13 protein-coding genes are annotated in these 15,680 nt (G+C 63.5%); 7 read left to right on the forward strand and 6 right to left on the reverse strand.

Annotation, left to right across the window (positions count from 1 at the left end; translation table 11 throughout):
* Positions 1-25 precede the first annotated feature (25 nt).
* The 3 genes from V3572_RS12075 to V3572_RS12085 are packed head-to-tail and all read right to left on the reverse strand — an operon-like array spanning position 26 to position 2,591.
* Positions 26-943 (reverse strand): ABC transporter ATP-binding protein, encoded by a 918-nt coding sequence (locus V3572_RS12075; protein ID WP_332111254.1) that lies wholly within the window; start codon positions 941-943, stop codon positions 26-28.
* Entirely contained in the window at positions 940-1,941 is a 1,002-nt protein-coding gene (locus tag V3572_RS12080) for an HlyD family secretion protein (RefSeq protein WP_332111255.1), read from the reverse strand. The genes V3572_RS12075 and V3572_RS12080 overlap by 4 nt, the downstream gene beginning before the upstream one ends.
* Positions 1,929-2,591 (reverse strand): TetR/AcrR family transcriptional regulator, encoded by a 663-nt coding sequence (locus tag V3572_RS12085; RefSeq protein ID WP_332111256.1) that lies wholly within the window; start codon positions 2,589-2,591, stop codon positions 1,929-1,931. Before V3572_RS12085 ends, V3572_RS12080 begins: the two co-directional genes overlap by 13 nt.
* Positions 2,592-2,795: 204 nt before the next feature.
* Here V3572_RS12085 and V3572_RS12090 point away from each other — a divergent pair, with 204 nt between their 5' ends.
* The 7 genes from V3572_RS12090 (at position 2,796) to V3572_RS12120 (ending at position 11,927) form a co-directional block, all read left to right on the forward strand.
* Entirely contained in the window at positions 2,796-5,564 is a 2,769-nt protein-coding gene (locus V3572_RS12090) for a sensor domain-containing protein (protein ID WP_332111257.1), read from the forward strand.
* A 12-nt stretch (positions 5,565-5,576) separates the two neighbouring features.
* A complete protein-coding gene (locus tag V3572_RS12095; RefSeq protein WP_332111258.1) occupies positions 5,577-7,934 on the forward strand; it encodes a GGDEF domain-containing protein in 2,358 nt (785 codons plus the stop codon).
* Positions 7,935-8,075: 141 nt separating this feature from the next.
* Complete coding sequence (locus V3572_RS12100) at positions 8,076-8,657, forward strand: cytochrome c3 family protein (protein WP_332111259.1); 582 nt, start codon at positions 8,076-8,078, stop codon at positions 8,655-8,657.
* 408 nt (positions 8,658-9,065) lie between these two features.
* A complete protein-coding gene (locus V3572_RS12105) occupies positions 9,066-9,884 on the forward strand; it encodes an MlaE family ABC transporter permease (RefSeq protein ID WP_332111260.1) in 819 nt (272 codons plus the stop codon).
* 61 nt (positions 9,885-9,945) lie between these two features.
* On the forward strand, positions 9,946-10,395 hold the full coding sequence (mlaD, locus tag V3572_RS12110) for an outer membrane lipid asymmetry maintenance protein MlaD (protein ID WP_332111266.1): 450 nt from the start codon (positions 9,946-9,948) through the stop codon (positions 10,393-10,395).
* 52 nt (positions 10,396-10,447) lie between these two features.
* Positions 10,448-11,035 carry an MlaC/ttg2D family ABC transporter substrate-binding protein gene (locus V3572_RS12115; RefSeq protein ID WP_332111261.1) on the forward strand — a complete coding sequence of 196 codons (588 nt, stop codon included), beginning with the start codon at positions 10,448-10,450 and terminating at the stop codon, positions 11,033-11,035.
* A gap of 178 nt (positions 11,036-11,213) precedes the next feature.
* Positions 11,214-11,927 (forward strand): MlaA family lipoprotein, encoded by a 714-nt coding sequence (locus V3572_RS12120; protein ID WP_332111262.1) that lies wholly within the window; start codon positions 11,214-11,216, stop codon positions 11,925-11,927.
* 881 nt (positions 11,928-12,808) lie between these two features.
* Here the strand turns inward: V3572_RS12120 and qrcD are convergent.
* From qrcD to V3572_RS12135, 3 genes are all read right to left on the reverse strand, one after another.
* Positions 12,809-14,053, reverse strand: a complete 1,245-nt coding sequence (gene qrcD / locus V3572_RS12125) for a menaquinone reductase integral membrane subunit QrcD (protein ID WP_332111263.1) — start codon at positions 14,051-14,053, stop codon at positions 12,809-12,811.
* Between the two features lie 12 nt (positions 14,054-14,065).
* Positions 14,066-14,830, reverse strand: coding sequence for a menaquinone reductase iron-sulfur cluster-binding subunit QrcC (gene qrcC, locus V3572_RS12130; RefSeq protein WP_332111264.1), 765 nt, complete (start codon positions 14,828-14,830; stop codon positions 14,066-14,068).
* A gap of 23 nt (positions 14,831-14,853) precedes the next feature.
* Positions 14,854-15,680 (reverse strand): molybdopterin dinucleotide binding domain-containing protein (locus V3572_RS12135; RefSeq protein WP_332111265.1); only part of this gene is annotated, 827 nt, incomplete at its 5' end.

Here is a 15,680-nt window from a genome sequence, read left to right on the forward strand (position 1 = left end):
CACAAAGTTTCCCCCCGTTCTCCGTTTACGGCTTCGTGCCGCGCATGAGGCTGATGAACACCTCTTCCAGGCTCGAGGCGATGCGTGCGGCCGTGGCCCTGCCCGCCAAAAAGGGCGTCAGATGTTCTTCCATGGTCCGGGCGTCCTTGCCGCTGACATGCAGGGTGACCCCGAAGGCCACCACCTGCTCCACCCCGGGCAGGGCGCGCAGGCCGTCGATGAGGGAATACAGATCCTGTCCGGAGATCTCCCAGGTGGCCAGATTCTCCCTGGCCACGATTTCGGCGGCTGTCCCGGTGGTCAGGAGTTTGCCGTAGGCGATGTAGGCCAGCCGGTGGCAGCGTTCGGCCTCGTCCATGTAGTGGGTGGAAATAAGCGCGGTGATGCCCTGCCCGGCCAGCTTGTGGACCTCGTCCCAGAAATCGCGCCGGGCCGTGGGATCGACCCCGGCCGTGGGTTCGTCCAAAAGCAGGAGTTTCGGGGAGTGGATCATGCAGGCGGCCAACGCCAGGCGCTGCTTCCAGCCGCCGGAGAGATTTCCGGCCAGGGTGACGGCAAAGCCAGCCAGATTCATGCGCTCCATGGTGTCGTTTACGGCCTGGCGGCGGTTCGCGACGCCGTACATGCGGGCGATGAACTCCAGATTTTCCCGCACGCTCAAGTCCCCGTACAGGCTGAAGCGCTGGGCCATGTAGCCGACATGGGGCTTGATCAGCTCGGACTCGGTGAGCACGTCGTGGCCCAGGCAGGTTCCGTTGCCGCCGTCTGGGCGCAAAAGCCCGCACAGCATGCGGATGGTGGTGGTCTTGCCCGAGCCGTTGGGACCGAGGAAACCGTAGATCTCCCCCTCCCGGACGGAAAGCGACACCTTGTCCACCACGGTCTTTTTGCCGAAGACCTTGGTCAGTTCATGGACATCGATGACCGGGGCGGCGGCGCTCATTGCTGCGACTTTCCCGGGACTGAGGCGGTCAGGCGGACGTCCACGGGCTGCCCCGGGTGCATGGTCAGGGCCACCTCGGGGGCGAAACGGGCCTCCACCAAAAAGACCAGCTTTTCCCGAAATCCCTGGCTGAAAATGACGGGTGGGGCATATTCGGCCTGGGTGGACACGTAATCCACCACGGCCTCGGCGGGTTCGGGGAGGCCGTCCCGGGCCACCAGGACGCCTTGGCCGGGCCGGATGGAGGCCACCAGCGCCTCGGGGACGAAAAAGCGGACCTTGACGTTCTCCGGGGGCAGAAGGACCGCCACGGGGCTTGACGCCGCCACCCACTCACCCACGTAGTGCAGGATGTCGAAGACCAGTCCCGAGACCGGCGCAGCCTGGATCTTCTGGTCCAGGCTCCACCGTGCCTGGGCCACACCGGCCTTGGCCGCGTCCACCACCGCCCGGGCGGCCATGATCTGGTCGATGCGCTGGGGCAGCTTCCCCGTGGCCAGCTTGGCCTCAAACTCATGCACCTGGGCCTGGCTGCTTTCGTGCTCGGTGCGGGCCTTGTCCAGCTCCTCCTTGGAGACGGAGCCGGAGGCGTAGAGGTTCTCTCGCCGGGAGTGTTCGATCTCGGCCAGGGACAGGGCCGAGCGGGCGCGCCGCAGGGAGGCCGTAAGCTGGTCGATCTCCTCGGGGCGCAGGCCTTTTTCCGCATCGCGCAGGTTGTCCCGAGCCCTGGCCAGTTCGGCCTCGGCCTTGTCCAGGGCCTTTTGCTCGTAGTCGTGCTCCAGGACGAAAAGGGGCGCCCCCGCAGCGATCCGACCGCCCTTGACGGCGGGCAGGGCGTCGAGCCGCCCGGCCAGCATGGAGGCCACGTAGACGAACTCCCCCTCCACATATCCGGGCAGGACATCCGAGGGGGCCTGACTGCATCCGGCCAGGGCGCAAAGCGCCACGGCCAGGGCCGCAAGCCCGCACGCCTTCCGGACGGCCGCTACGCATCGCATGAACGTTTCTCCTCTTGCGCCTTGGGCGGCGGGACGGCCAGTCCCCGCTGAAACAGCCCGACCAGGAACTCCGCCATCTCGCCCAGGGGCGCAGTGGGGTCGATCCCGTTTCTTCTGCCCAGCCCCATATTGGCCACCCTCGCCCGTATGGGCCCGGACAGCGCGAACAGGGACAGGCTCCCCACCATGCACATATGCACGAAAAACGGATTTTCCGGCAAGCGCTGGCCGCCCTCGACGCCACGGCGAACGGCCTGGGCCGTGCAGAGGAACACCCGCTCCACCTGATGCATGACCTTCTCGGAAACGTTCAGCCCGCCCCGGGCCACCTCAATGAGCATGATCCGGGCCTGGGCCGGGCCATCCTCGAAGGCCTGGGCCAGGGCGCGCACCAGGATGTCCAGGCTCTGCGCGGGGCTCTCGGCGGCGGCCATGGCCGCCTCCAGGCGGTCGGCCATCTGGGAAAAAAGCTCCACCATCACCTCTTCAAACAGCCGGGCCTTGTTGCCCACATGGTAGTAGAGCCCGGCCTTGTTCACCCCGGCGGCCTTGGCGATGCGCTCCACTCTCGCCCCGGCGAATCCTTCCCGGGAAAAACTCTCTGCGGCGGCGTCCAGGATGCGTCGCCTGACGGCCAGTTTTTCATCCATGTCGTTTCCTCCCGATGTAACCGTATGGTTAAACCACATGGTTTAAGCAGTCAACACCCTGTTTCGCGCCAGACGGCATTCCCCAAAAGGCCCGGAAACACGGGACCGGCATGCCGCCGTCACAGAGTCGCCACGCTTTTCAGGCAGGAAGCGGGTTGCCAACACGCATCGCCGGTTTTTCACCGCATGCAGGGAGAACGACTCATGCCCCGACGCATGACGGGAACGATCCTCGCCCACTTTGCCGCCCTGGCCGCTTTGGCCGCAGGCGCCCTGACGCTGGCGGCGCTGGCCGCCGTCACCCCGGCAGGCGCTTTGGAAACCGGAAAACACGCCGCCGCCATGGGGGCCTTTGAAACCACCCTGGTCGCCCTGCCCGCGCCGTTTCAGGCGACATCCTGGGAATACCTGGCCGCCACCTTCGCCGCCGTCTCGGCCCTGACCCTGGCCGTCGTCCCCAAAAACCGGCGCGGGGCCGACGCCCCCCCAGCCGTTTCGATGGCCGCCAGGCCCGCCCGCCGCCTGCGCCACGAGATGCAGGCCATGCTCACGGCCATGCGCAGCATGGTGTTGGAAGTGGATCTCGACGGTCGCCTGCTGCGGGTTGTCCGGACGGCCTATCATGCCGAAGGGTTCGACCCGGCCCGGCTGGCGGGGAAAAACATCGCCCGGCTTCTCGATGAAAAAGACCTGGCCGCCGTTTGGCGGGCCCTGTCCCAAGCGGGCAAGGAGCGCGGGGTGCAGCATGTGGATTTTTCATCTCGCCTTGGCCGGGTGCGTCGCCATTTTTCCGCCACCCTGACCCCCCTGGCGGGCAGTTCCGTCCTGGCCGTGGTGCGCGACGTGACCCCCATGAAGGACAGTGAGGAACGCTACCGGGAGATCGTGGAGCTCACCAACTGCATCATACTGCGCCTGGACCGGACGGGCCGCATCACCTTCGCCAACGAATTCGCCCAGCGCTTTTTCGGATTCTCCCGGGAGGAACTGGTCGGCAAAAGCGCCCTGGAGACCATCCTCCCCCCCGTGGATTCCTCGGGACGCGATCTGGCAGCCTTTTTCCGCGCCGTCTGCGCCCACCCCGAGCGCTACCCCGAAAGCGAAAACGAGAACCTGCGCAAAAACGGGGAACGGGTCTTCGTGTCCTGGGCCAACCGGCCCATCCTGGAAAACGGCGTGGCCACGGGGATTCTTTGCGTGGGCGGCGACGTCACCCGCCAGCGCCGGGCCATGGACGAACTGGTCCGCCGGGAACGCTTTCACGGCTCCATCATCGAAAAATCCACGGACATCATCACCATCGTGGACGCCCAGGGCCGCATCCTCCACGAAAGCCCCTCGGCCGCCAAATGCCTGGGGCTGAGCATTGAGGAGACCGCCGGGACGTTTTTCGAACAGCACATGCACCCCGACGACCGCACCATGTTCGAGGGTATCCTCAAGGCCGTCGCGGCCCATCCCGGCGACAGCCCCTCCTTCGAATTCCGGCGCTTCCGGCGCGACGGCTCCCCTCTCTCCCTGGAGGCCACGGCCACCAACTGCCTGACCGACGACGCCGTGTCCGGCATCATCCTCAACTGCCGGGACGTGACCGACCGCAAGGCCTTCGAGGAACAGCTCAAACGCCACGTCTTCCTGGACGCCCTGACCGGACTGCCCAACCGGGCGCTTTTTCTGGACCGCCTGACCCACGCCATCGAACGCATCAAACGCAAGCAGGGCTATCAGTTCGCCGTGCTCTTCGTGGACGTGGACCGCTTCAAGCTCATAAACGATTCCCTCGGCCACTCCGTGGGCGACCGGCTCCTGGCCAGGATCGGGCGCAGGATCGCGGACTGCCTGCGCCGCGTGGACACGGTGGCCCGCTTCGGAGGGGACGAATTCATCCTTTTGCTCGACGAGATCGACGACGACCGGCAGGCCATCCGGGTGGCGGAGCGCATCCGGGAATCCCTGACCCGGCCCTTCGCCATGGACGAGGGCGAGGTGTTCGCCTCGGCCAGCATCGGCATCGTCTACAGCACGGCGGACTACACCGACCCGGACCAGATCGTGCGCGACGCGGACACGGCCATGTTCAAGGCCAAGGCCCGGGGCAAGGGCGGCTACCGGGTCTTCCATTCCCGGATGCACAAGCAGGCCGTCAGCCTCCTGGCCCTGGAGACGGATCTGCGCAAGGCCGTGGACCGGGACGAATTCGAAGTCCACTACCAGCCCATCCTGTCCCTGGCCCCGTCCCGAACCGTGGGCGTCGAGGCCCTGGTCCGCTGGCGGCACCCCACCCGAGGGCTGATCGCCCCCATGGAATTCGTGCCCATGGCCGAGGAAACCGGACTCATCGTGGACATCGGCGGCTTCGTCCTGGCCGAGGCCTGCCGCCGGGTGGCCGCCTTCAACGCAAAGGCCGGGCCGCAGGAGGCCATTTTCGTCTCCGTGAACCTCTCCGTGCGGCAGTTCGACCACGAGGGGCTGGTGGCGGACATCAGCCGGGTGCTGGCCGACACCGGCCTGGCCCCGGACCTGCTCAAACTGGAGGTCACGGAGAGCGCCATCGCCGCCAATCCCGGCCAGGCCGCCCTGCTTCTGGAGAGTCTGCGCGAACTCGGGGTGGGACTGTCCATGGACGATTTCGGCACGGGTTATTCGTCTTTAAGCCATCTGCACGCCTTTCCCTTCGACACCCTCAAGATCGACCGTTCCTTCATCAGCGGGCTGGGCCAGATCGGAGACAAAAACGGCAAGATCGTCCATTCCATCCTGGCCCTGGCCAAGAACCTGGACATGTCGGTCATTGCCGAAGGCATCGAAACGGATGTCCAATGGGAACGGCTGGTGGCCATGGACTGCCGCCTGGGCCAGGGCTACCGCTTCGCCCGGCCCGGGCCCTTCGAGTCCGTGGTGGATGGCGCCGCGTCCCGTTCGCCCTTACCCGACACCCCTGGCCCGGACACGTATTCAAGGACGCTTCCTTAAGGAGGTGACGCCATGAATCATCCTGAAATAGCCTCGTCGCTCATGTTCAAAGGAATGCTCGAAAAAAACCGAACCCTGGAAAAAAACGCCCTGGCTGGCAAGGTCCGGCGGTTTCTCCCGGACGAGGTGTGGGGCGTGCTCCGCGAGGAGGCCGAAAGCGAAGGCCTCGGCATCCTGACCCTGGGCATGCCGGAGACGGCCTTCCTGCAGGGGGCCAGCGGCCCCAGCCAGGGGCTTTTCGTCATGGAATGCCTGGTGGAGGCCGCAAGAAACGCCCTGCGGCACGAGGTTCCGGATTGCCGTCCCGTGGCGCTTTTCACCGCCGGGCCGACCGGGGCGGTCATGATCCTGGCCCATCCCCCGGGCCGCGAGGCCGTCCTGGCCAAGGCCTATCCGGACATCCGACGAAAGACCCTGTCCGCCGCCGCACAGCAGGCCTTCGGCCCCGACGAGCCTTCCCTCCCTCTGGCCATGGGGTACAGCGCCATCGACATCGCCCCCGGTCACGACCGGGAGAACATGGACCGGGCCGCCCTGGGGGCCTATCTGCGGGCCGTGCGCCTGGGGCGCGAAAACACGGCGGAGATGCTCGACACCCGGGCCAAGTTGCACGAACTCTTCCTGACCATCATGCGCGACAGACTGCTTCAGCCGGTCTATCAGCCCATTGTGGACTTCGCCCCGGGCACGGTCCTGGGCTACGAGGCCTTTTTGCGCGGCCCCAAGGACACGCCGTTTCACGATCCCCTGGTCCTTTTGTCCTTTGCCGAGAGCATCGGCCAGGTCTTCGCCCTGGAGCGGCTCTTTTTTGAAATGGCCGTGGCCGGACTTGGCCCCATGGAGCCCGGGCAACTGCTTTTCATCAACATCCATCCGGCCTCCTTCACCGACCCCCAGTTCACCCCGGCGGGCATCCCGGACTACCTGGGCGACCACGGCCTGCACCCCGACAACCTGGTGTTCGAATTCACCGAGCGCCAGACCGCAGGCGACCTGGACATCCTCCAGCAGAAACTCGAACTGTACCGGGACAAGGGCATCCGGGTGGCCATGGACGACATCGGGGCGGGGAACATGACGCTTCGGGCCCTGTGCCGCATCCGGCCGGACTACATCAAGGCCGACGTGTCGGTCATCGGAGGCATCCAGTCCAACCCCTTCAACCGGGTCATGGTGGAGACCCTGGTATGCCTGGGGGAAAAGATCAAAGGCCGAGTGATCGCCGTGGGCATCGAGTCCGAAACAGAACTGACCTCCCTGGCCTCCATGGGGGTCCAGGCCGGGCAGGGGTACTACTTCTCCCGGCCCGGGTTTCCCAAACCTGTCGTCACCCCGCATATCCCCGCCCTGGCCTCCTTTTCCGATGTGGGCCGGGGCGAGCTCAAGTGCTCGACCCCGGTAAAAAACCTCATCCAGGAGACCCTGGTGGTGGGTCCGGCGACCACCATCCGGGAGGTGAAAAAACTTCTGGAGGATCGCCCGCCCATGGCCAACGTGGTCATCGTGGACGGCAAAAGGCCTCTGGGAATCCTCATGAACTACAACCTGGACCGGCACCTGAGCACCCAGTTCGGGCTGTCCCTCTACTCGGACCGCAAGGTGGTCAAGCTCATGGACCGCGACCCCCTGGTGGTCGAGGGCGACCGGCCCCTGGAAGAGGTGGCCAGCCTGGCCATGCGCCGGGAGCACCGCAAGATCTATGACGACATCCTGGTCACCGAGGGCGGGGCCTTCTTCGGCACGGTCTCGGTGCAGACCATGCTGGACAGCATGGCCCGGGTGCAGGTGGAGCTGGCCAAAGGCTCCAATCCGCTCACAGGGCTGGCCGGAAACGTGGCCATCGAGGCCGAGATCAACCGCCGTTCCCGGGAGGGGATCCCGTCGAGCCTCATCTACGTGGATCTGGACAATTTCAAGGTCTACAACGACGTCTACGGCTTCAAAAGCGGCGACAAGGCCATCCTGCTGGCGGCCGAGGTGCTGCGCGAGGCCGTCAGCCACCATGGGGAGCCCGACGACTTCATCGGGCACGTGGGCGGCGACGACTTCATCATCATGTGCGGCCAAAAACAGGCCGAAGACATCTGCCGTCTCATTTGCCGACATTTCGACGCCGCCGCCCCGGATCTCTATACCTCCGAGGACCGGGCCAGGGGCTTTATCGTGGGCCGGGGCCGCGACGGCCGGGAGGGGGACTTTCCCCTCATGTCCCTGTCTTTGGGCTATCTGGACTGCGCCTTCGCCCACCCCTTCACCATGGAGGAGCTCAGCGGGCGGGTGGCCGAGGTGAAGAAATACGCCAAGTCCCGGCCCGGGAACTCCTACGTCAAAGACCGCCGCGCGCCGCTTGGGTCCGTGCCGTCGCGCTGACGCCGCCGGGAGGGCGGTCGGGAAAGGTGATTTTTTTCACGATCCCTGCTTGATGCACCTCGCCATGCCGTGTAACAACCCGCAAAAAGGGTGTTTTCATCGGCCTTGGCCCGAGGTCTCACGCTTACGGAGGAGGGATTCATGAAACGCATGGCGGTGGCGATTTTCGCCTGCGGGGCGATCTTCTGTTCCAGCCCGGCCCTGGCTGTGGGCCACGACGTGGATTGCAAGGACTGTCACAGCGTGCATGCATCCAAGGGCGCCTTCATCTTCAGCGTGGCCCCCCTGGCCGAACAGTCCACGGCGTTTGGCGGCAAGCTCGATCCGGCCCAGGTGGACGCCCTGTGTCTGGGGTGCCACAACGACAAAAGCGGCATCACGCCCATCATGCTCAAAAACTCCCACCCCACGGGCGTGGCCCCCAAAAAGCTCAAGGTGCCCGAGGCCATGCTGCGCAAGGGCCTGCTGACCTGCGTGGGCTGCCACGACCCTCATCCGTCCAACCAGAACTACAAATACCTCACCATAAACACCAATAACGGCAAGGATCTGGGCGTCTTTTGCGCCTCCTGCCACCCGGGCCAGTCCGATCCGGCCACCCTGGGCAAGGCGGCCAAGGCCCCGGCCAAGGCCGAGGCTGGCGCCGCCACGACGGCGACGCCCCAGCCCGCCCCGGCCGGAACCACCCCGGCCAAACCCGGGGCGCCCGTCAAGGCCAACTAGGCCCCGCCTCGGCAACGCCCCCCCCCCGGAGGGACGTTTTACCTGATGGCGCAACCCCGGTTTGTCAAAACCGGGGTTGCGCGCCGTCGACGGCCAGGCCGCCGGGCAAAATGGCGTCCCCCCCTCGCCTACGGCGCGGGCCTTGCCGCAACCCGCTCGTGCTTTTCGAGACTCCCGACTGTGTCCGCAGCCCCAAAGGCCCTCGCCGGAGGGACGCTCATTTTTTCGGCATCCGGCTTGCATGCTCCTGAACACGAAAGCGGCGGCGAGGCCGGGAAAGGCTCATCTTTTCCGGATATCCCCCCCACGCATGCTTTTCCTGGACGCAAAACAATGCTAGTCTGAGGTCGGTCTTTCGCATCAACCGTATGAAAGTCTTAGAAAGTCGCCCGGGATCGACACCGCACCATGACGCAACCATCCGCCACCGGCGTCTTCGCCCCAAAAAATCCCCTGGCCCGTCTCGGCGCCGCCACCATTCACGGCATTTCCGAGCTCGGGGGCCTGGCCATCTTCACCGTGCTGGGGCTGCGCCACATCTTCACCCTGCCCCTGCAAATCGGAAAAATCGTCCAGCAGGTCTATTTCATCGGCGTCAAATCCATTTCCGTCATCGCGCTCATCGGGCTGTTCACAGGCATGGTCCTTGGCCTGCAAGGCTATTACACCCTGGTCAAATTCGGCTCCGAGGGGCTTTTGGGCGCGGCCGTGGCCCTGTCCATCATCCGCGAACTCGGGCCGGTCCTGACGGCCATCATGATCACCGGCCGGGCCGGTTCGTCCATGGCCGCCGAAATCGGCATCATGCGCATCTCCGAGCAGATCGACGCCCTAACGACCATGGACATCGATCCCATGCGCTATCTCATCGCCCCGCGTCTGGCCGCGGCGATCATCTCCTTTCCCCTGCTCACGGCCATCTTCGACGTCATCGGCATCCTGGGCGGCTACCTGACCGGCGTGACCATGTTGGGCATCAACCCCGGGGTCTATTTCCAGCGCATCGACGCCTCGGTGGTTCTGGCCGACGTCAGCGGCGGGTTCGTCAAATCCCTGATTTTTGCCCTCCTGGTGGCCGCCGTGTGCTGCTACCAGGGCTATTTCGCCCATATGCGGCCCGGAGGCTTCGGGGCCAAGGGAGTCAGTCTGGCCACCACCTCGGCGGTGGTCGTGTCCTGCGTCTCGATCCTGGTGGCGGATTACGCCGTAACCTCCTTTTTACTCTAAACCCCGGGACCGCCGACGCGGTCCTTGCAAGCCGGGCGGGATGACCGTACAACCGTGCGACATGAAAAAATACACCATTGAGACGGCCGTCGGCATCTTTGTCCTGGCGGGTCTTTTGTGCGTCACCTATCTGACCGTCAAACTGGGAAAAATGGAAATTTTCGGTGGGAACGACTATCATGTGTACGCCCGTTTCAGCGACGTGACGGGGCTGGGAACCGGGGCCTACGTGGAAATGGCCGGGGTGCGCGTGGGAAAGGTGGCCTCCATCGGGCTCGACCCGGGGGACAATGCCGCCGTGGTGGAGCTTCGCATCCAAAATGACGTTCGTCTGACGGACGACGCCATCGTGTCCATCAAGACCAGCGGGCTTATCGGCGACAAATACGTTAAGGTTTCTCCGGGCGGTTCGGGAGTTTTCGTCCAACCCGGGGGCATGCTGGTGGAAACAGAGTCGTCCGTGGACCTTACGGACCTGATCGGCAAATACGTCTTTGGAGGCGTAAAATAACCTGCGGCGACGCCAAAGGCCTCCCCGTGAAACCATTCCGAGGTTGACCGGCATGATATGTGATTTCAAACGACTCTCCTTTCTCTTCGCGATCCTGGTCCTGTTTCCGGCCACGGCCTGGGCCGAGGCCCCCAAAGAGACCCTGCAACGCTCCGTGGATCAGGTCATCCTGCTTTTGCAGGATCCCGCCTACAAGGACGCGGCCACCAAGCCCGTGATGCGCGAAAAGCTCGTCAAGACGGTCCAGGGCATTTTCGACGCCAAGGAACTTTCCCGCCGGGCCCTGGCCACCAACTGGGATAAATTTTCCCCGGCCCAACAGGAGCGTTTTTCCGAGGCGTTTTTGACCCTTTTACAAAACACCTACCTTGACCGCATCGAGAGTTACTCCGATGAAAAGGTCAACTACCTTGCGGAAAAAATGCTCGCCGCCGACCGGGCGGAGATCCCCACCGTCGTCACCAGCAAGGGACGCGACATCCCCATCACCTACCGCATGCGCAACGCCAGCGGCTGGAGGGTCTATGACGTGGTGATCGAAGGGGTGAGTCTGGTACAGAACTATCGCAATCAGTTTGCCCAGATACTTCTGAAAGAGTCGCCGGACAAGCTCATAGACATGCTTGGCAAGAAATCGTAACGTATTAAACGTCCAAGGTGTGATATATCACCTTTTACCGGACTCACGGCACAGGAATACTATGAAACGCTCCCCCTTCCTCCGGATATTGCTTGTGTGCGCACTTTTCTCCGCCCTTGCCCTGGCAACGGGATGCAACGGAAAAAAGAGCCAGGCAGCCAGAGATTTCGCCCCCCCGGTGGAATCAAGCGCCCAGGCCCAGCAGGCCGCCGCCGCCCCGGCGGAGGCGCCGGATGAATATTCGGAGGATCCCGGCTCCGCACCCGTCAACGACCCCCTGATGGGCTGGAACCGCTTCTGGTTCACCTTCAACGACTATTTCTATACCGGCATACGTCCCGTGGTGCAGGGATACCGGTATGTGGTGCCCGACTTCGCCCGCACGGGAATGAAAAACGTCTACGACAACTTCACCTTTCCCATCCGCTTCCTCAATGCCCTGCTCCAGCTCAACATGACCAAGGCCGCCCGCGAGTTCGGACGGTTCATGATCAACTCCACCTTCGGCATCGGCGGATTCTTCGACCTGGCCAAATCCGACCCCAATCTGCAACCCGGGGATGAGGACTTCGGCCAGACCCTGGGCTATTACGGCATGGGCGAAGGCTTTTATATCGTGTGGCCGTTTCTCGGCCCATCCAGCGCCCGGGACTCCGTGGGGCTGGTGGGCGACGTCGCGGCCAACCCCCTGACCTGGATTTTCGGCCTTTGGGACTATCAGGGCCAGGACCAGACCTGGTACCTGAGCTATGTCATAAGCGCCGGCAACCGCTTCAACCGTCTGCCGGAATATCTCGACGACTACGACTCCATGAAGAAGTCCGCCCTGGAGCCGTACGTCTCCATGCGTGATTTCTATATCCAGTACCGTCGGGGTCGCATCGCCCACTAGCCCGGCGCCGCCCCTGCGGGCAAAAGACCAATGGTCCAGCCGACCCGGTGTCGACAGGGCCCGCCCAAAAGCACTCTGTGGGGCTTCCATCGCAAGCGACGGAAGCCCCCTCCGTTTTCCGCCCAGCCATCGTCATCCGCAGGTGTTTTTTGCCCCGGCGTTTTGGGCAAAAGCGAGTCCTTTGCCCTCCGAAAAAGCCGACCGGCCTCATCCCCATGCCCGCTCTGCATGTCCGGGGACGGCCTGGGCCGATACGGCGTTTCGGGGGCAGGACCGTCCGCTGTGCGGAAACCACGCGGCTGTTGAGGCGGGAACAGGCCGGGGCGTCTCAATGAACCCTTCATGACATCCCGAGGGGCGTCTCCATGAGGCTGGTTTGGCGTCACTTCAGGCCGCCAGAAAGGCTGGCGGCCTGATTTCCCAGCGTCCTCAAGCCCAGGGAGACCATGCCCCGGCAGTCACGCCGTGTGGTGAACAAATCGTACTGACGGCGTCACTCCACGACGCCTGAAAGGCTGTCGGAAGACTGCCGCGAGGATTTCCCCGCGGTCCTGTCGGTCTCTGCGGTTCATGCCCCGGGAGACCATGTCCCGGCAGTTATGCCGAGCGGGGCGTGAATCGCGCAGACGGCGACTCAGCCGCCCGGCCGGGTTGGCCCCACACCAACTTTGCATGAACCGGCCTCCCCAGTGAAATAGGGAGATGGCCGGGTTGGCGGCGGACACGCCTGTCAGGGTTGATGACGGGCACGCCCGCACGCCCTTCAGGGGACAACCGACGTGACAATGGAAAGGCCTCCTCCCCAAAAAAAACGTCCCCCATCCGTTCGCAACGGATGGGGGACGTCATGCGTTCGTCCTGGGAAGCGTTTTCGGCGTGGCTTACTTATTCAGCCGCACTTCCTGGGGAAACAGGGGCAGATAGCGATAGGCCAAGCTCATGATGATGCCGCCGTAGGCCAGGATCATGCAGGTGGTGGCCCACTCCGCCCAGTTGGGGGCGTAGGTCATCCAGGAATCAAAGGGCAAAACCGGGAAGGCGATGGTCTGCACCGTGAACACGTAGCGGTTGATGATGATGCCCAGGCAGTTGAGGATGCAGGCCCAGTACATGAACGCCGGGCGACGGCGCAGGGCAGGAACCAGCAAGAAGATCACCGGGACCAGGATGCACACCACCAGTTCCAGGAACATGAGCCACTTGCCGTAGATCATGCCATAGAACATCTGGTCGAAGGTCAGCCCGGCCTTGGGCAGGATGTTGGTGATCCAGGCCCAGGTGTCCAGATACTTCATGACCATGTAGATCAGGAGCATGGTGCCGCCGATCTTGGCCATGAGCGATTTGACCCGGTAGGTGGTCAACTGGCGTCCGGTCAACTTCTCCATGAGGGCGCACACCAGAACCGTCATGCACGGTCCCGAGGCGATGGCCGACAGCACGAAGAGGAAGAACGTCCAGGGCCAGATGAAAAAGCCCTCGCGAAAGGCATAGGGGCGGGCGAAGAGCACGCCGTACATGCCGCCCAGCGATCCCTGGTGGAAGGTGGACAGGAAGGCGCCCAGGCCCGCGAAAAGGGGCATGACCACGTGGAAGTTGTGGGCGATGTGGTGCAGAAGCGGAATCTTGTTGAGCTGCTTCTGCTCAAATACCAGCGGCACCACCTCGATAATGAGCACGGTCAGGTAGCAGGTGATGCAGAAGATCACTTCGGTGAGCATGGAATGGACATTGGGATGCCAGTAGCCGAACCAGGCCCGCACCGGCTGTCCGATGTCCATGGTCAGGATGAGCATGGCCCCGGAATAACAGATAAATCCAATGATGACGGCCAGATTGATGATATCTTTGAGCTCGTCGATTCGGATGATGTAGCGTAAAAGGCCCGTAAAAAACGCCCCGGCGCCCAGGGCGATCACCGCCAAGTCAAAGGTGATCCACAGCCCGAACCCGAAATAGTTGTCCATTCCGGTGACGCCGATGCCGAAGATGAAGATGAACAGGGCAGCCACGACGCCGAAGGCCAAAACAGCCGACAGGATCGTGAGCCAGCCCAGGAATTTCCCCAAGCCGCACCGGGTGACCCCTTCGGGATACCAGTTTCTTTCCGCTTCAATGAAGGACATCGTATCCCCCTCCTACGCCTTTTCGTTTGGGAGGTAATTATCGCCTTGACGCCGCACCCAGTCGCGCTTGGTCATATAATAGACCTGCGGATCGGTGTTAAGCCGCTCGAGAAGCCGAAAGGCATACTTGCTTCTGGAGAGTTCATACACCTTGTGCTTGGGATTTTTCAGGTCGCCAAACGCCATGGCGCCGGTGGGGCACACCTCGACACAGGCAGGCTTGTATGCGCCGTCCGGAAGGTTGTTCGGATCCTTTCCGGCGATACGGGCGGCATCCTTGGCCTGGTTCCAGCGGTGGTGACAGAAGTGGCACTTCTCCACCACGCCGCGCGGCCGGGTCGAGGTGAACGGGGTGATGGTTTTCTCCATGCCTTCGGGCCAAACCGGATCAAACCACCCAAAGTAACGGGAGTGGTAGGGGCAGGCGGCCATGCAGTACCGGCAGCCGATACACCTGGGGTAGATCTGGCTGACGATGCCGCCGTCTTCGTTTTTTTCCGTGGCCACAACGGGGCACACGGGCACGCACGAGGGGTTTCCGCACTGCATGCAGGGCCGGGGCAGAAACGCCATCTCGGCCTGGGGAAACTCCTTGCCGTTTTTGAGTTCGTACACGTTCATCCAGGTCAGCGTCCGAAGCTTGTTGGACGCGTCCTGCTCGGGAGCGATATTGTTCTCGGTCTGGCATGCGACCATGCACGCGCCGCAACCCGTGCATTTGTCGATGTCGATGACCAGACCCCACTTGGTCGCGAATTCCTGATGCGCTGCGCTCATGTCGGCTTCCCTTTGGCTTGGTTTTAGGCGATTTTCACTTCGGAGCCAGCCCAAACGGTCATGTCCGTGCCATCTTCGGCGGAGGCGGCCATGATCTTCAGGAAGTTATCGCCCTTGCCCTTGGAGAACGCGTCGAAGGCGGTATGTCCGAAGCCCATGGGCACGGCCACAACGCCAGTCATGACGTTTTCGGCGATATGCGCCTTGGCCGGGCAGGAGGCTCCCGCGCCGGAGAGGGTCACGCTTGATCCCTGGGACAGGCCGTACTTTTTGGCTGTGGCGGCGTTTATCCGCACAATCGAGGCCCCATCCTTCAAATCCGTGTCGGGAATGGCGGTCAGGCACTGGGCCGGAAGTCCGGTGGCCGCTGTCCCGGTGCGCTGTTGGGCCACCCCGGCCAGGGACAACTCCGCCTGGGCCGGTTTCAGGGCCGCCAGCACCTTGGCTGCAAACGACAGGCCCGTCTGGGCCACCTGGCCGACCTTGACCCAGGCCAGCCCGGCTTCAAGGCTTTTCCACAACCCGGCGGGGTCGAAAGCCGGTTTGTCTTTTCCGGCCAGAACCTCCCAGGGCATGACCTCTTTGGCCATAAATCCTTCGGACTTGGCCAGAACCGCCGCCTTTTCCTTGAGGGCCTTCTCCAGGGAGTCGTGCCCCAGGGCCAGGTTCATCTTCTTGGCCGTATCCAGAATGAAATCGGCCGTGGTCTTGGTGTCGAAGATGGGGGCCACCAGGGGCTTGACCAGGGTCATGCTGCAAAACGCCGACCCGTAGGGGGTGACCACATCGTCGAAACGCTCCAAGGTGAGGGAGTTGGGCAGGATCAGATCGCACATGGCCGCTGTTTCGT

The organism is Desulfolutivibrio sp. (assembly GCF_036584575.1).
Lineage (GTDB): Bacteria > Desulfobacterota > Desulfovibrionia > Desulfovibrionales > Desulfovibrionaceae > Desulfolutivibrio.